We start from the raw sequence: 18,053 nt of genomic DNA on the forward strand, positions 1-18,053 counted from the left end.
GCAAGTCCTCCTATTTTGTTTAATTACCGGGATGCTTTACTCGAAAAAATATCCAAAAAACTTCTTAACTTTTGAGGAAATTTTTTCATCCGGATGTTTCTCTTTTCTTTGACTTTGAGATGATGCCTTGACTAGGCGTTTTTCATTTGGTTCATCAGAATACTGATATGGCACAGCACTTACATTTCGTCCTTGTAATCTAGCATTCTTATATGAATGTTTTATAAGTCCAATAGCTGTTGTATATTGAGGTTCCCTGACTCCAATATAATCAGGAATCGCAACACGCACTCTATTTTGAAAAAGAACCTGCGCTAATTCCATCACTCCAGGCATGTTGGAAACTCCTCCTGTTAATACAAAACCCCCTGGTAAATCGGATACTCCCATTCTCCTTAATTCTTTTTGAATGAGTTCAAATATTTCTTCCATTCTAGCTTCAATAATATCAGATAACTCTACCTGATTAAACTGTTGATGTTGATCACTCCCAATTATTGGGACACTGAAAACTTCATCTTCTGATGCATGATCATAATATGCATGTCCATATTTAAGCTTAATTTTCTCAGCATCTTCAGTTGCAGTACGAAGCCCTATCGACAAATCTTTCGTGATATGATCCCCGCCTACTGGTATGACAACTGTGTCAAGTATGTGTCCTTGGTCAAAAACTGTTAATGTAGTGGATCCGCCGCCCATATCAATCAAAGCAGTACCTAGATTTTGTTCATCTTTTGAAAGGGCACAGGAAGCGGATGCCAATGGCTGAAGAACAATGTCGACAATTTCAAGTCCCGCTCGCTCCACACAACGAAGCGTGTTATGTAAGACCGTTTTTGATCCGGTAATGAGAATACCTTCCATTTCAAGTCGAACACCAATCATCCCTCTAGGGTCTGTAATTTCTTCGAGACCATCAACAATAAACTGAAGCGGTATAATATTAATAATTTCTCTATCTGGTGGAATAGATATAACTTCCGCAGCATCAATTACTCTAGCAACGTCATCATCGTTTATTTCTCTATTCTCACTTGAAACAGCTACGACACCATGGCATGGCTGCAATCCTATATGATTCCCTGCAATTCCGACAATACATTGCCTTATTTGCATACCAATCATTCTTTCAGCTTGCTCTACTGCCTTTTTAATAGAATGAACGGTCTCGTCAATATCGACGATTGCACCTCTTCTAATACCTTCCGCTTTGGAAGTTCCTACTCCAATAATATTCAGCGAATGATTGGACATTTCACCAATGATTACTTTAACAGTGGACGTACCTATATCTAAGCTGACATATACTTCGTTGTTGTTCATTCTTTGGCACCCCCCTTTACCTTGCTATTACTTATCCTTATTCGTATAATTTCCATTCATATCATCCTTGAGTTTACTTATTAAGAATTATTCGTCATCTAATTTTATTTTCCTGTTTAATAATAATATTTATTTAGAATTTTCTCTAGTATTAGCCCATTTACTTATTAAAATTCTTCGGATGACAGCTATATTTTGAAATAATCTAACCCCGAATGCGAATACAGCTGCTAAGTACAAGTCTACACCAAGATGAACACCTAGAAAAGCTAAACTTGCAGCAAGTATGATATTAAAGAAAAATCCGGAAACAAATACACGATTATCATAAACATTTTGCAAATATGCTCTAATTCCACCAAATAATGTATCTAAGGCAGCTAATACTGCAATGGATAAATAATTAGCATATTCTTCCGGAACTGTAACATCTGTCATTAATCCTAATAAAACTCCTACTAATAATCCTACAATGGGCAGCCACATATTAGCTATCCCCTTTTTCTTCGACTGGATATAAACTATGAATTTTAATTGGATCGACATAAGCGGGAATAACAACCGATTTATTGGGTTTAGATATATCAACTTTTAAATTATCAATAAAAAAGTCATCCTTAATAGTGGAAATCTGCATTCTATTGTACATTTTTTCAGCTACTCCCAAATTTTCTGTAATAATATGAATATGAAAGGGAAGTGTTTTTAAAGAATGAGTGCCGACCTTTGTTTCTCCGTTAATATCTCGTATTACAGTTGTATTAATTAGTCTTTCACCATCTATCGAAATATCCTTGGCCCCATACATATTTAATTCATTAATTAGACGTTTTAAATTCATAGGTGAAACTGAATTCACCCTTTGCCCTAAAAGCAACGCTTTATCAATGGAGTCAATGGTCAATACAATTCCAGGCCCTTCTACTTCTGTCAGCCCTGTTTCTTTCTTTAATTGCTCCAATGTTTGTTTCAATGCCTGTTCTTTGCTTCCTTCAATTTCAGATGCATAATCATTTATCCTTTTATCATGGAGACGTATTTCTTCCAGTAACCTAGACTGCAGCTTCATTTCATTGGATAGAGTTTCCCGAAGCTCCCATATATCCCTCGTATCTCTAGTCGCAGGTTCATGGACCGTTTTAAATTGTACAGCAACCATAAAGCCTATAATAACGGTTATGACTGTTATGTATATTTTAGCTTGATTGCTCATGATGAAGATTCTCCTAATACCGGTTCAAGTATGATTTGTTTTTTCTTTTCTATTGAAAAGATAATGTTATCATTCACAATCTGATCACGAACACCGCCCGTAATATTAAGTGCAGATATTAGAGTATTGACATCTCCAATAGCCACAATTTTAAATGGCGCCGGATAAGGATTACCATCAACTGTAATGACGGGACCGTTACAATAAATATATGAATTATGATTAAGTCGTTGCCCGTTGATAGATATAGCGGATGCCCCCGCTATATATAACTCATTTACAACCTTGAAAACATGGTGCTCATGAACTATATAGTTATTTGCATCTTCGCTTTGATTGTATTCTCCATCCTCAAGACTAATTTCAACTCCAGAGCCTTTCACCTTCATCTTACCAAGAAACATCCGGTATTTTTCTGCATCCTCCGCCAAGCCAGAAAACATTTCTTCTTCATTTGATAAATCTTTTTCGTATTTGCGAACAGATTCTTGTTTTTTAAATAAATCTTTTTGGAGTTTTCTATTTTTGTCTTGCGCAACAATGATTTGCTTCCGCAAATTATTCTGCATTACATATTGTCTATCCGTTATTTTATGGGAGATAGGATCTTCTTTGCTAGATTGACTATAGGAGAAGGCAATAATGAAGCCAAAAACTAAGAAGACTAAAGAAAAAACAACATATTTACCTTTCTTCTTCCCCTTCATTTATTTCCTCCTCTTCAAGATCATACGCTTTGAAAAAAGAACCAACCTCTAAATCTATGACACCCTTCACTTTCGGATCTAATTGACTGACAATCGAAGGATAATGGATCATTTTTGTCGCAAGAGTTGGGATTGTTGCATTAACTTCAAAACCATCATTCATAAATAAATATACATGATACTTGTCCGTTTCTTTCGGATCATAATGAATTTCAGAAACAGCATTTAATATTTCAGACGGAAATTTTTTTAATTGTGCTGCTAGGTCTTCTAAAATTGCCCCTTCTTTGAAATTAATTAATATAGGTGCGTCAGCAAGCTTACTATTTTCCTCAAGAATTGTGCCATTTTCCAAAACTGGATGGAAATCTTTTTCCGACATTAGGAGAGCAATTGGAGAATATTCCTTAATGTTGATCACAATATTATTAGGAAATTTCGTAAGAACCTCAGCATGCTTAATCTCTGGAATAGACAATAAGTTTTTCGCTGCTAACTTCTTATTTATTTTCCATATATTTTGACCCTTTTTCAATTCGGAGCTGCCGATAGCTTTCTCTTTTGTTACTAGTTCAATTCCGTTCACATCAATGCTATTAATTTGACTAAGTGGGGATTGAATATATATTACGCAAACAATAAGAAGAAAAAATAAAGCAAGTAAAAAAATTAACCGCCTATTTGCCTTTCGTCTTCTATGCTCTTTTATTTTAGGAATCCTATCTTCTAGGGATAGGACTTTCCCTTTCTCCATACACACTACCCCTTTTATACCCTTATATATCTTTACAATTTCTGGTCATTGTTTACGAGTTCTAGCAATACGGCGAATACTTTATCAGCGGAATCCGGAATTCCAAGTTTCTTTGCTGCTTCCCCCATTGTTAGTTTTTTATTATCGTCTAATAAAATTGAGTCTAATGCTTCGATAAGTTTATCACAGGACAATTCACTTTCTTCTAGCATCACTGCTGCACCATTATTGACAAGTGCTGTTGCATTTTTTACTTGATGGTTATTTGTAACGTAAGGGCTTGGTATCAATATGGAAGGTATTCCGAGTGCAGTTATTTCTGCGAGAGATGTCGCTCCTGCACGTCCAACAACAACATCAATCGACGCAAGAACGTCTTCCATATTGTGGATAAACGGAACAATAGCAACATTTTCATTTGTTCCTAATAAATTTGCTTCCTTCGAGACTTCTTCATAATGAACTTCGCCTGTTACATAAATTATTTGATACGGTTTATTTGATAGTCGAGATAGTGATTTGATTAAAACCTCATTAATTGGTCTTGCACCTCTGCTCCCACCTACAACGAGGGCAGTATTTATATTTTCTTTTAAACCAAAAAATTGTAAGATATTGGGTGATTGAGAAACGAGCACTTCAGAGGCTCTTGGATTTCCAGTCATTACTACTTTATCTGCTGGAAAAAACTGACGAACTTCTTCAAAACAAATTGCTACTTTATTTACATATCGGCTTAAAAACCTATTGGTCAAGCCTGGAACGCTATTTTGTTCATGTATGACTGTTGGTATTTTTCTTTTTGCTGCTGCGTAAACAACAGGACCACAAACGTATCCTCCCGTCCCTATGACAACATCAGGTTCAAAATTTTTCAAGATTTTTTTACTATCACTTACACCTTTTAAAAATCGAAAGATTGTTTTTACATTTTCAAACGATAAGGCACGGCGAAAACCTGTAATATTAATCGCCTTAAAAGCAATGTTCTCACGTTTAATAATTTTCGCTTCTAGACCTTTTTCTGTACCAATATATAAAAATTCAACATTTGGATTTTGTTTTTTTATCGTCTTTATCAAGGCAAGTGCAGGATAAATATGCCCCCCTGTACCGCCGCCGCTTACAACGACCTTCATTTTGCCACCTCAATCAGCAGTAATCTACAATAAATTAACTTAATTATTATCTTACTATATTTTTCATAAGAAAAAACGGTTCTTAACGTAATTGTAATAAAAAAAGCGCAAGCGCCTTGTTTATCGGTGATATTAAAATAAAGCAAAAGGTGTACCAATAGTATAACTTTTTAGGTCAGACCTTTTGTATCATTCCTTAAACTATTCTGTTGATTTCCGCTCCAGACGCTTCGCGGGGCAAACGGCGAGCCTCCTCGTCGCTAAAGCTCCTGCAGGGTCCCACTTGTTCGCTTTCCCCGCAGGAGTCGGCGAGCCTTCCACTACAATCAACTCAGCAAAATATAATAGTTTGGAATTTTGTCCGAATAAAATAGGAAAGCCTTCCCATTTGGAAAACAAAAAGCAACAGTTGATGACCATCATTTTTTTTAAAAAAAACAGATGACTTATGATGAGGAATTAGATGAAAGGATCTTTACAATTAACAGGTGACTAAACTTAAGTTATGTGAGAATGTCAATCCAAGAATGGGTATGACCCCATTAACGGACCACTAATAATGCCTTTTTCAACTTCTTGTGCTAAAGAGGAAGCAAAAGTTGATACGTTGAGCAATCCCGAATACACACAGACTCCTACGGGAAGTGTGTGAAAGGCGAGAATCCCTCAGGGAGTGCCCGAGGAGGCTTACTCCTCACCCGAAGAAAGAGAAGTGTATTCAGACTGAGGGTAGCATGGTAATTACAGATACTGAGAATTTTCAAAAATGAATTTCAAGCTTTTCGTTTTTCAAAAGAGTGTTATTGATTAAGTCAAAAAAAAGAACCTCATTATAAGGTTCTGTAAGCATTTATATTTTTGAATATCGGCTTATGTTTAGGAGAATTCCTACAGCCATTAGCATTAAGGTGAGCGAAGATCCGCCATAGCTGAGAAATGGCAATGTTATTCCGGTGACTGGCATTAGTCCCGTTACAACCCCGATATTAATCATCACTTGTATTGCAATCATTGAAATAATCCCGACAGCGAGAAAACTGCCAAAAAGATCAGGGGCACCAAGTGCGATTCTAACTCCTCTCCATAAAAGGAGAGCAAATAAAAACAGGACAAGGCTACCACCTATAAATCCAAGTTCTTCCGCAAGGATAGCAAAAATAAAATCGGTCTGAGGTTCCGGCAAATAGAAGAATTTCTGCCTGCTCTCTCCAAGTCCCAATCCAAATAATCCGCCTGGACCTATTGCATATAAGGATTGGATAATTTGAAAACCAGTATTTTGCGGGTCCTGCCACGGATCAAGGAATGATGTAATTCTCGCAATTCTGTACGGAGCAGATATAACAAGAGCAACAAAGCCTGCTATGCCAAAAAAACCGAGAACAACAAAATGGGCTATTCTCGCCCCCGCAATAAATATCATAATAACACATGTTCCAACCATAACCGTTCCTGTTCCTAAATCTGGTTGAAGCATGATCATTCCAAAAGCTAAGAAAACCAAACCTAATGTAGGGAATAATCCTTTCTTTACTGTTGTAATATTTCGTTGATGTTCAGAAAGAAACTTAGCTAGAAAAGCGATCATAGCAAGTTTGATAAATTCAGAAGGCTGTATAGAAAAAGCCCCGACACCAATCCAGCTTTGCGATCCATTTCTTTCGACCCCTATTCCTGGAATTAATACAGCAACCAATAATATAAAACAGATGATCAATAATGGCTTGGCCCATTTTTTAATAACCCAATAGTCTATATTCATCACCATAAACATCGCTGCAAACCCAAGACCAGCAAAGAGTAGCTGCCGTTTCGCAAAGAAAAAGGAGTCGGCGAATTTATAATTTGCCCATATGGCACTTGCACTATAAACCATGATAAGTCCAATAGCTAATAATAACATTGTAGAGAAAATCAATATAAAGTCAGGAGCTGTTTTTTTTACGGGCAACTTGAACACCTCTGCATACTCAATATTTGAGCGTTATTTGAGCATTCTCGGTGTTTGTCCAATGTGCATGCTCTCGAAATTAACTGCTCTTTTTAAGTTTATGCACTGCCTCGATAAAAATATCACCCCGAACTTCAAATGTTTTATATTGATCCCAGCTTGCACAAGCAGGCGAAAGCAAAATAACATCCCCAGAATTTGATATTTCATATGCGGCAGGAACTGCATCTTCTACATTGTTGACACGAAGAATTGTTTCTATTCCCGCCGTTCTTCCAGCCTGTTCAATTTTTTCTGCTGTTTCACCAAAAAGGATAAGCGCTTTTACACCATCTAATGCAGGGATTAATTCATCAAATGTATTTCCGCGATCAAGTCCCCCAGCAAGGAGAATAACAGGCTTATCAAATGCATTTAAGGCACTTGATGCTGCTAATATATTAGTTGCCTTTGAATCATTATAAAATTTTCTTCCATTGATTTCTTCAACATATTGGGTTCTATGTTTAACACCTGTAAACGTAGTTAATACTTTGCGGATAGACTCATTATCCACACCTAACAGTTTAACTGCCGCTGTTGCAGATAAGATATTTTCTAAATTATGAGCACCAGGCAAAATGATTTCATCCAAACTTATAATTTCTTCCCCCATAAAGGTAAGCATTCCGTTCCTTATGGAAGCTCCTTCTTGCAAATAGTTCTTTGTTGAAAATGGGATGATTTTTGCTTTCGTGAAGCGAATTAATTCCATTAGTTCATTTTGATCAGCGTTTACGATGACAAAATCAGTTTCAAGTTGATTTTTAGTAATGTTCATTTTAGCGCCAGTATACTCACTCCAACTATCATGATAGTCTAGATGTGCTTCATATAAATTTGTGACAATGGCTATATGAGGTCTAAACGATTTAATCCCCATTAATTGAAAGGATGATAGCTCAACGACCATCGTATTTTCAGGAGTCGCTTTTTGGGCTACTTCTGAAGCAACGGTGCCAATATTTCCAGCAATTAAAGGATTACGACTCGCTTTGTCCAGCATTTCATAAATTAAAGTTGTTGTTGTTGTTTTACCATTTGTTCCGGTAATCCCAATGATGTCAGCTTCAGAGATTTGATAAGCCAATTCAACTTCTGTCAGTATCGGAATTCCGAGTTCCACTGCACCTTGAACAAGTGGATTCGAATAAGGGATCCCTGGATTTTTAACAATTAATTCAAATCCTTCATCAAGCAGTTCAACTGGATGACTGCCGCAAACAACCTTTATCCCTTGCTCAAGCAACCCTTGAGCATCGGGATTCTCTTCAAAAGGCTTATAGTCATTCACGGTCACAAAAGCTCCAAGTTGATGAAGAAGAGATGCAGCTACGACTCCACTTTTCGCAAGCCCTAGTACAAGTACCTTTTTATAATGATAATCATTTACATTTAACATGCTACATCCACACCTCAATATAAATTCCTAAAATTGAACAAAGAAGGCCTACTGTCCAAAATGTGACGACAACTCGCCATTCAGACCAACCAGACAGTTCATAATGGTGATGCAAAGGACTCATTTTAAATATTCGTTTACCGGTGGTTTTAAAGGAAGCTACCTGTAAAATAACCGATAATGTTTCAATAACAAATATCCCACCAATAATAATGAGTATCAATTCCATTTTTATCAAAATAGCAATCGCTGCTATAGCACCTCCAAGGGCTAGAGAACCTGTATCCCCCATAAAAACCTTTGCCGGATGTGCATTAAAAACAAGAAAACCTAAAACCGCACCAACTACCGATACTGCAAATACAGATATATCATATTGCGACGTGCTCCATGCTAAAATGGCGAAAGCACCAAAAGCAATTGCCGCTGTGCCGGAAAGTAAACCATCAAGTCCATCCGTTAAATTGACTGCATTTGAAAATCCAACTAGCCAAAAAATGACAAATAACGGATAAAGCCACCCTAGTTCCAATGAGAAGTCCGTAAAAGGAATAGAAATTGCTGTAGAGAAATCATTTATTTTCAAAACAATATAAAAAACTAGAGCAATAACAATTTGCCCTAATAGTTTTTGTTTCGAAGTCAATCCTAGATTTCTTTTAAGGGCAATTTTTATAAAGTCATCTAGAAAACCTAGTAAACCATAACCGATTAAAACAAATAAAAGCAAATAAATTTCCAAACCAGGCTCAGAGTATTTCAAAGTCATCACTAGTGAGGTAATAATAACAGATATTACAATTAAAATACCACCCATTGTCGGTGTACCGCTCTTTTTTTGATGGGATTTAGGACCTTCTATCCGAATACTTTGACCAAATTTTAACCTTCTAAGAAACGGGATAAAGAGGGGAGATAGCAAAACTGTAATCAAAAAACCCATTATTAGTGCAAACAAAATAACCTTTTCCATCATTGACCCTCATTCCTCATTTCCTTGCTTACTTCACTTTCCTTCAATAAACTATAAATTTCAAAATTCGTGTTGTCTTTTCGTAATTCTTGTTCAGAAAACATCATTATCGCTCTTTCTCCACATTTATTTAAAGTAATTTTTTCTGTATATTTGCGGACTAGCTTTACCATTGCTTCCATTGAATCATCCACATAATACGTAGGCATATAATTATCGCTCCTTAATTGCTTTTAACGCGATAAGCCTATCATCAAAGTCAAATACGTGATCACCAATAATTTGATATGTTTCATGTCCTTTTCCAGCGATTAATACAATATCCCCTTCACTTGCTGTTTTAATTGCTGTCTTAATTGCTTTCGCACGATCAGAAATAATTTGATAATCCCCTGTCGCCCCTTTTTCCATGTCATCTAATATTGATAAAGGATCTTCACTCCTTGGATTATCTGAAGTGAAAATAGGATCTGTTGAATATTTACAGGCAATTTCAGCCATCAACGGGCGCTTGGAAGGATCTCTGTCACCACCGCAGCCTACGATTGCAAATATTCGTTTTTTCGCAAATTGCTGAATGGTTTTTAATACATTTTCTAAGCTATCAGGGGTATGCGCATAATCTACGATGACTGAGAAATCCTGACCGCCGTTTACTGATTCAAATCTTCCTGGTACACCAGTTGTCTTTTCTATCGCTTGAACGATGATTTCTAGAGGTATACCCGATACGTATGCTGCTGCTATAGAAGCAAGCGCATTGTATATATTAAACTTGCCCATTAGCTTAAGTGTAACTTTCATTTCCCCTTCAGGTGTACGCAGCAAAAAACTCGTACCGCCATTTTCGAGAGCAATATTACTTGCCATAAAATCTGACGGTAAATCAATCCCATATGTTACAATATGAGCCGATGTTTCGACCATAAATTTCTTGCTAGCTTCATCATCTGCATTTAATACAGCAAACTTTTTATTTTCATCATAGGAGTTTCCAAGTTTTGAAAATAAAAGGCTCTTTGCAAGTCTATACTCCTCCATTGTATGGTGATAATCAAGATGATCCTGTGTTAAATTTGTAAAAATAGCTACATCATAATCGCAGCCATTAACCCTGCCTTGCACTAAAGCATGAGACGAAACTTCCATAATAGCAACATCAACTTTTTCATTTACCATGTTATGAAAAACAGATTGAAGAACAAGACTATCTGGAGTGGTATTTTTCGTTTCGATTGTTTTGTTCCCTATTTTCATATTAATGGTTCCGATTAATCCAGTAACCTTCTCATATTCACGGAATATAGATTCAATCAAATGGCTTGTCGTAGTCTTTCCATTTGTACCGGTAATACCGATCAAATGTAAGTGTTTGGTTGGGTGCCCATAAAAAAAATCTGCGAGGATCGCCATTGCCCTCTTTGTGTCTTTTACAACAATGACTGGAACATTTAGATCTAATTTTTTTTCCGCTAAGATGGCTGCAGCTCCATTTTCAACAGCTTCCCTTGCAAAGGTATGGCCATCAAAAACGAGACCAGTAACACAAATAAATAATGATCCAGGCTTCACTTGTTTATTGTTATTTACAATACTAGTGATTTCAGGATTATCATCCGGCATTTTTATAAAAGGAATCGAGTGTAACAGTGTATGTAATTTCAAGTTAAATCAGTCCTTTCGGGCGCTTCTCTATAGAGATGATATATTCACTTCAATAAAAGCATTCTTTTCTATTCTACAAAATTATTGTAAATGAAGCCATCATCGTTTGTATTTTTTTTGATTTTATTCATACAATAGGCGGCCATGAGAGTCTCATGCCGCCTGCGGAAGCTATTTCATGTAAATCCGTATAACGGAACCTTCTTCCACCTTAACACCTGGTTCAGGAACTTGTTGAACTACTTCTGACCCTTCACCACTCGTTTTAAGCTGCAGATTGTACATTTGCTGTTGAATTTCTTTGATTGTCATACCCTTTAAGTCAGGAACACTCACCATCACTGGATCATTCCATTTTCTTTCTTTTTCAATCTGATTTTTTCTAGGCTCTACACCCATTGCCCGTAAAGAATCCTCCATCATTTTACCAACGATAGGAGCTGCCACTGTTCCTCCAAATTGGACGATTCCCTTCGGATTATCGACTGCTGTATATACGACGATTTGCGGGTCATCTGCTGGAGCAAAACCGATAAATGAAACGATATGATTGTTTTCCAAATATCTCCCGTCCTTTGCCTTCTGTGCAGTCCCAGTTTTTCCTCCTACGCGATAAGATTCAATAAAGGCATTTCCTCCCGTACCTTGAGCTACCACACTCTCAAGAGCATGTCGGATTTCCTTTGAAGTTGATTCAGAAATGACCCTGCGCTTTGCGACTGGAGTCTTTCTCATAGCAACTTCTCCAGTAATCGGATCGATCAATTCTTTAGCAATAAAAGGCTGATAAAGTATACCACCGTTCACTGCTGCAGCTACTGCAGCGACTTGTTGAATTGGAGTGACAGAAACCCCTTGGCCAAATGCAGTTGTAGCTAGTTCAACTGGTCCTACTTGATCCATTTTAAAAAGAATTCCTGTTCCTTCACCTGCAAGGTCAATGCCCGTCTTTTGCCCAAAGCCAAAATCCTTTATATATTTGAATAGCTTTTCTTTACCAACTCTATTACCAAGTTCAACAAATCCTGGGTTGCATGAATTTTCAACTACCTCAAGAAATGTTTCACTTCCATGCCCTCCTCTTTTCCAACATTTTAGTGTAGCTCCACCAACTTTAACAAAACCAGGATCATGGAAATGATCGTTCTCTAGATCAACCTTGCCTTCTTCCAGAGCAGCCGCCAGTGTAATGATTTTAAAAGTAGACCCAGGCTCGTATGTACTCCAAATTGGTAAATTACGATTATATACTTCTTGGGGAACTTCCCTAAAGTCTGCTGGATTAAACGAAGGTCTACTCGACATTGCTAATATCTCGCCATTTTTTGGATTCATGGCAATTGTGACGATTCCATCAGGATTATATAAAGCTTCAGCATTATCTAGTTCTCTTTCGACAATTGATTGGATTTTTGTGTCTATTGTCAATTTCAGATCATAGCCATCAATAGGTGGATCATATTCATCTGACATATCAGGCATTCTTCTTCCTTTTGCATCCGAGAAAAATTGTACAGAACCTTTCTTTCCACTCAATTCTTTATCGTAATATAGTTCAAGTCCCATCAATCCTTGATTATCTATTCCAGTAAATCCAAGAACGTGTGAAAGATAACTGCCAAAGGGATAATGACGTTTTGAATCTTCTGCAATATAAACACCTTTTAAATTTAATTCACGTACTTCCATTGCCTTTTCAAAAGAGATCTTTCTTCCTTCACGTATTCTTTCGATTGACGAATTCTTCACCATTTGTTTATATAGCGTTTCTTTTGACATATTTAATGCAGCAGCAAGTTTTTCTGCCGCTACTGCAGGGTCTTCAATTTGTCTTGGTATTACAAAAACAGTAGGAGCACTTTGATTCGTTGCAATCGCTACTCCATTACGATCTACTATTTTTCCTCGTTCAGGTTCAAAAGGGATATTTCTGCTCCACGAATCCCTTGCTCTCTCAGTTAATACATTGCTCATTCCAAATTGAACATATCCTAATCTTACATCAATAATAAAAAAGATGAATAAACCTGCTGCTAGAATGAATGATAGTCTTTTTCTTACTGTAACTGTTGAAACACGCTTCAAAATAAGGACCCCCTCATTTTCTCGTTCGTTTAAGCTTATGCCTTGTCCTTTGTTAGTAGAACGAAAACAAAAGCGAAGGCACCCCTTACCTATCGACCTACAGTTCCTAAGGTTGCGGGTCAGTTGAAGTTTCCACGGGAGGCGGCAGTTTTAGTCGAAGTTCCTCTTGACTGTCTTGAATAAATCGAGTAGGAGGGAGTGATTAACCCCCGACCTCTCACACCACCGTACATACCGTTCGGTATACGGCGGTTCAACTAAGATTGGTGACGCAAAGTTTCGTAACGAGATAATAGACTTTTGAGCCCTTGGGAATTCCAGTAGGAGTTTCCAAGGGTTCTGTGTAGTATCGGACTTTTGGAGATTCTCCAATAACTTCTACGTGAGTTTCCCCATTCATAAGCCTTTCCTTTCGGAACGCCAAGTCTAATGAGGTTCCTCACCTTCGTGCTTGGTTTCTTCCAATTCTTCCACATACACATCCGAAGTCTTCTTCTAATCCATGAATCAAACTCCCTGAATACACTTGGCGTATCTGCCAGGGCGAAGTATCCGCACCATCCCATTAGATATTGGTTTAGTTTCTCTATTCGATATTCCATGGGATAAGGTTTCTTTCTTGAGGTAATTTCTCGGATTTTATTCTTCATCCGTTTCACGCTTTCTTTGGCAATCCGAACTTTGGGTTCTTTATGAAAGGTAAAACTGAATCCAAGAAATTTCCTCTTCCAAGGACGGTCTACAGCTGACTTTTTCAAATTAACTTTCAGCTTAAGCTTTCCTTCTATAAACAAGGTGATGGAATCCATCACCCGGTTTCCTGCTTTCATTGTTTTCACATAGATATTAGCATCATCGGCGTATCGTACAAATTTGTGACCTCTTTCCTCTAACTTCTTGTCAAATTCGTCAAGGACAATGTTAGAGAGTAAAGGACTGAGAGGTCCTCCTTGTGGAGTTCCTTCCTCACTGGTTGTCACAATGCCATTTATCATGATTCCCGATTCTAGATATTTACGGATTAACTTAAGCAGGCGTTTATCTTCGATTCGTTTCGCTAGTGTCCCCATTAATTTGTCATGGTTTACTCTGTCGAAGAACTTCTCCAAGTCGATATCAACCACCCAACGATAACCTTCCTGTATATAACCTTTTGCTTTCCTAACCGCATCATGGGCGCTTCGACCTGGTCGAAATCCATAACTATGGTCTGAGAACATCGGGTCATATATAGTCGTTAAAACTTGGGCAATTGCTTGTTGAATGAGACGGTCTGTTACGGTAGGGATACCTAATAATCGCACCCCACCGTCAGGTTTCGGGATTTCGACCCTGCGGACGGGTTGCGGTGTATAGGTACCCTCAAGAAGTTCCATTTTCATGGATTCCCAGTGTTTCTTGATATGCTCTCGTAGGTTTTGTACGGACATCCCATCCACACCATGACTTCCTTTATTTCGTTCCACCCTTTTCAGGGCGGAAAGGAGGTTTTCCCGTGACAGTATTCGTTCCATTAACATTGGTTACGCCTCTTTCCGTGAACAACGATTCCACTTATGCCAGTTCTGCTCCACCATCTTGAAGTCCCCCATGGGATTCACCATATCCTCCTTCAAGCATGCCTTATCGGTTATCTGTGTTCATCGCAGGTTACTGAATGCCAAGATGTTGCTCTCTCTTAATTGTTCAGCCCTTCCCATTCTTCTCGAGTTCGAATGGTACTATGGCCTCTGCTGACTTCTGATTGTTCAGCTATCCATCACTGGATAGGTTACCAAGTGAACTTGGCGTTCCAATCAGACCTCCCCAGGTAAGAACGTAGTCTTTCCCTCCACCTATCTGCTTCATTTACTACATACAACCTTCGGCAGAAAGGGCTTTGTTCTGTACTGCAAACTCACCCAATCGTAAATAGCCTAATATGAAGTTCGTGTTCCTCAGACCGGAGGTTTGCCGCTCGCTTCCTTCAGATTCCACGTCACCGTGGACACCCTTGCGTTAAGCTAACTGCTACTTCTGCCTTCGCAGTTCGGGACTTGCACCCTATAGACTACGCCCATGCTGGGCGCACAGTAAATCGATTCGTCCTATAGAACGAATCGATTGTAGGGAAGAGGATAATAAGTTTTCTATTCAATAGACGATGGAGCCAATTTGAAAAGCAGCGGCCGAAGCCGCTGCTTTTCAATTAATTTAATGGTTTATCTTCATCTTCTTTATTTTTTTCTGATTTCTCTCGGTCAATTTTTTGCTTAGGTGTTTCAAAGTTTACGACTAGATGATCACCTTCGCCAATTGGTGTGTCAGCTTTAATATTTTGTTTTGCAGCAAATCCGTCCCCTACTATATTCACGTTTAAATTAGCCAACTTCGCGACAGTTAGCACATCACGTTTCGACCATCCGGTCATATTAGGCAACGTAAGATTTCCATCTGTTTTAAGAACAATCTTTTCTCCTTCAATTAAGGAAACTCCCGCATTTGGAGATTGGTCAATTATCTTTTCTCCTTCTCCTATAATAATCGGAACCAATGCATTATCCTTTACATAATCGATCGCTTCATTAGTTTTCATTTTTGAAAAATCAGGAAGACTTGCAATTTTAGTATCTGGAATTTCCTCAGGTTGAATATTCAAATACTGTAAACTGCTTTTCATTACAGTATTAAAAATCATTGAAACGGGAACACTTCCATTTTCTAAGTTACCATTCTCATCTTCTTTTAAATTCGGTTGTTCAACAGCAACATACATAATTAATTTCGGATCATCAGCAGGAGCCATTCCAAGGAACGAAAACACATAATCATCATACCCTTTTAAGTACTTTCCATCAGGACCAGGAATTTGAGCTGTTCCAGTTTTTCCAGCTACCTTATAGCCATCAATTTTATATCTTCCCCCAGTTCCATGTTCAGAGGTAAGAACGGTTTCCAGAATACTTCCTACTTCGTTTGCAGTTTCCTTACTGATTGGTTGGCCAACTATTTCGGGTTTTGTCTTCTCTTCTGTGCCATCATTAGGATTGACTATTTTCTCTACAACATAAGGTTTCATCATTTTCCCATCATTTGCAATAGCAGTCATAGCTTGAACCATTTGCATAGCTGTTACAGTTGTACCTTGCCCAAAAACACTTGTAACCTTTTCAATAGGCCAATCATATAAAATTTTCCCTGGAACCTCATTTGGGAGATCGATACCAGTTGGTGTTCCAAATTTAAATTTATCCATATACTCCCGCCAAGCTTCAGTGCCCATTTTTTCAAGCAAGTAGGCAAAGCCTACGTTTGAAGAACGCTGTACCCCTTCCAAATATGTAATGGGTCCCCAACCTCTTCCACCGTTATGATCTCCAATATAGTCACTTTTGTTAACATAATATCTACCAGAAGGAAATGTCCCATTTGGATTAAATGCTTTCTTTTCAATCGCTGCTGCTAATGAAAAGATTTTCATTGTGGAGCCCGGTTCAAAAGAAGTTTCAATGATTTCGTTATGCCACGACTTGTCAATCCCTACCCTTGTCGTAGGATGATATGTCGGTCGTTGACCCATAGCAAGGACTTTGCCGGTTTTCGGATCAGCGACTACTGCCATAATTCTTTTTGGTTTATATTGTTTATCCACTTTATTCATTGCATCTTCTAGAAAAGTTTGAATTTTTTTATCAAGTGTTAAATAGATTTCGTGTCCATTTACAGGTTCAATAACATGTTTACTTTTATTCGGAATGATGTAATTCCAAATATCTCCCTCATATTGAATAGAACCATCTGTCCCCTTTAATAAATCATTATAGCTTTTTTCGAGACCCGTCTGTCCAACTATTTCAGATGTTTTATTTTTTTTATTTACTTCTTTTTGAGCATAACCAATTAAATGGGAAGAAAAGATTCCATTTGGATAAAAGCGTTTAGACTCTTTAATAAAGGATATTCCAGGCAACTTTAACGATTCTATTTTTTTCTTCACACTATGGGATAAATCTTTTCCAGCTACCCCAAACTCTACCTGTTTTCTCGCTTCTTTCGTTAGTCTCTCATAAAGCTCCTTTTCGCTCATATCAATTTCATTAGCTAATTTGGATGCAGTCATTTGCGGATCCACAACGTGTCTAGGGTGTTCAGGGTCGGTCGTTAAATCCTTATCAAGGATAGCGACTAATGTATACGATGCAGAATCTTCGGCTATAACCTCACCAGTATGGTCGTAAATCGCCCCTCTTTTCGCAGGGATTTTTTCTTGACGCAAATATAGTTGGGCAGCCTTTGCTGAAAGTACCTTCCCTTCTGCTTCACCAGTATACTGAATGGTAACAAATCTTATAATCAAGACAAAAAAGAGCAGGCTGAAGAAAATAAAGAAAAACGCTGCTCCTATGTTCATATTCTTTTTAGTGTTTTTCATTTATTCTCAACAACCCTGACGTTATTTTCATCCAAGTCTAACCCTGATTTTCTCGCTATTTTCATTACTCTTTCATTGCTGCTTAATTCTTTTACTTGTGACTCCAAATCGCCATTTATTTTTTGCTGTTCAAAAATAGCAGATTTCACATCTTCAATATTTTTATTCACTTCATATATTTTCGTTTGAGCGGAAATAATTTGAACCGCCATGACTATAACAAAAGCAACGAGTAGTATGGAAAGAAATTTTTCTCCAGGAGTTATTTTTGCATGACGTCTAATGGTTTTTACTTGGACTTGTGTTGGTTGTTGAGTTTCAATATGTTGTTGATAATGTTTTCGAGCTAAATTACTCAAAATGTCTTCCCCCTACATCAAATTGCCTA

The 18,053-nt window shown here is 37.7% G+C and carries 15 protein-coding genes; all 15 read right to left on the bottom strand.

Translation table 11 applies throughout. The features are described 5' to 3' along the window. Positions 1–36 precede the first annotated feature (36 nt). Positions 37–1,326, bottom strand: a complete 1,290-nt coding sequence (gene ftsA, locus KHA96_RS05795) for a cell division protein FtsA (protein ID WP_213128304.1) — start codon at positions 1,324–1,326, stop codon at positions 37–39. Positions 1,327–1,455: 129 nt separating this feature from the next. Beyond that, positions 1,456–1,812 carry a small basic family protein gene (locus tag KHA96_RS05800; protein ID WP_213128305.1) on the bottom strand — a complete coding sequence of 119 codons (357 nt, stop codon included), beginning with the start codon at positions 1,810–1,812 and terminating at the stop codon, positions 1,456–1,458. Position 1,813: 1 nt separating this feature from the next. Continuing rightward, positions 1,814–2,539 carry a DUF881 domain-containing protein gene (locus tag KHA96_RS05805; protein ID WP_213128306.1) on the bottom strand — a complete coding sequence of 242 codons (726 nt, stop codon included), beginning with the start codon at positions 2,537–2,539 and terminating at the stop codon, positions 1,814–1,816. Beyond that, positions 2,536–3,246 (bottom strand): DUF881 domain-containing protein, encoded by a 711-nt coding sequence (locus KHA96_RS05810; RefSeq protein ID WP_213128307.1) that lies wholly within the window; start codon positions 3,244–3,246, stop codon positions 2,536–2,538. Before KHA96_RS05810 ends, KHA96_RS05805 begins: the two co-directional genes overlap by 4 nt. Then, entirely contained in the window at positions 3,224–4,000 is a 777-nt protein-coding gene (locus KHA96_RS05815; RefSeq protein ID WP_213128308.1) for a cell division protein FtsQ/DivIB, read from the bottom strand. Before KHA96_RS05815 ends, KHA96_RS05810 begins: the two co-directional genes overlap by 23 nt. A gap of 32 nt (positions 4,001–4,032) precedes the next feature. Beyond that, on the bottom strand, positions 4,033–5,139 hold the full coding sequence (murG, locus tag KHA96_RS05820; protein ID WP_213128309.1) for an undecaprenyldiphospho-muramoylpentapeptide beta-N-acetylglucosaminyltransferase: 1,107 nt from the start codon (positions 5,137–5,139) through the stop codon (positions 4,033–4,035). Between the two features lie 850 nt (positions 5,140–5,989). Then, entirely contained in the window at positions 5,990–7,090 is a 1,101-nt protein-coding gene (gene spoVE, locus KHA96_RS05825) for a stage V sporulation protein E (protein ID WP_213128702.1), read from the bottom strand. Between the two features lie 79 nt (positions 7,091–7,169). Continuing rightward, positions 7,170–8,531 (bottom strand): UDP-N-acetylmuramoyl-L-alanine--D-glutamate ligase, encoded by a 1,362-nt coding sequence (gene murD, locus KHA96_RS05830; protein ID WP_213128310.1) that lies wholly within the window; start codon positions 8,529–8,531, stop codon positions 7,170–7,172. Position 8,532: 1 nt separating this feature from the next. Further along, a complete protein-coding gene (gene mraY, locus KHA96_RS05835) occupies positions 8,533–9,507 on the bottom strand; it encodes a phospho-N-acetylmuramoyl-pentapeptide-transferase (RefSeq protein WP_213128311.1) in 975 nt (324 codons plus the stop codon). Next, positions 9,504–9,713 (bottom strand): hypothetical protein, encoded by a 210-nt coding sequence (locus KHA96_RS05840; RefSeq protein ID WP_213128312.1) that lies wholly within the window; start codon positions 9,711–9,713, stop codon positions 9,504–9,506. Before KHA96_RS05840 ends, mraY begins: the two co-directional genes overlap by 4 nt. A gap of 4 nt (positions 9,714–9,717) precedes the next feature. Further along, entirely contained in the window at positions 9,718–11,169 is a 1,452-nt protein-coding gene (locus tag KHA96_RS05845; RefSeq protein ID WP_213128313.1) for a UDP-N-acetylmuramoyl-L-alanyl-D-glutamate--2,6-diaminopimelate ligase, read from the bottom strand. A gap of 171 nt (positions 11,170–11,340) precedes the next feature. Next, the gene (locus tag KHA96_RS05850; protein WP_213128314.1) at positions 11,341–13,254 is read right to left on the bottom strand and encodes a stage V sporulation protein D; all 1,914 of its coding nucleotides are present in this window, start codon (positions 13,252–13,254) and stop codon (positions 11,341–11,343) included. 257 nt (positions 13,255–13,511) lie between these two features. Further along, positions 13,512–14,774, bottom strand: a complete 1,263-nt coding sequence (gene ltrA, locus KHA96_RS05855) for a group II intron reverse transcriptase/maturase (RefSeq protein WP_213127439.1) — start codon at positions 14,772–14,774, stop codon at positions 13,512–13,514. A gap of 668 nt (positions 14,775–15,442) precedes the next feature. Continuing rightward, on the bottom strand, positions 15,443–17,665 hold the full coding sequence (locus KHA96_RS05860) for a penicillin-binding transpeptidase domain-containing protein (protein WP_213128315.1): 2,223 nt from the start codon (positions 17,663–17,665) through the stop codon (positions 15,443–15,445). Beyond that, complete coding sequence (ftsL, locus tag KHA96_RS05865) at positions 17,662–18,024, bottom strand: cell division protein FtsL (protein ID WP_213128316.1); 363 nt, start codon at positions 18,022–18,024, stop codon at positions 17,662–17,664. Before ftsL ends, KHA96_RS05860 begins: the two co-directional genes overlap by 4 nt. Positions 18,025–18,053 lie beyond the last annotated feature (29 nt).

Source organism: Bacillus sp. FJAT-49711, from assembly GCF_018343715.1.
Classification (GTDB): domain Bacteria; phylum Bacillota; class Bacilli; order Bacillales; family Bacillaceae_C; genus Lederbergia.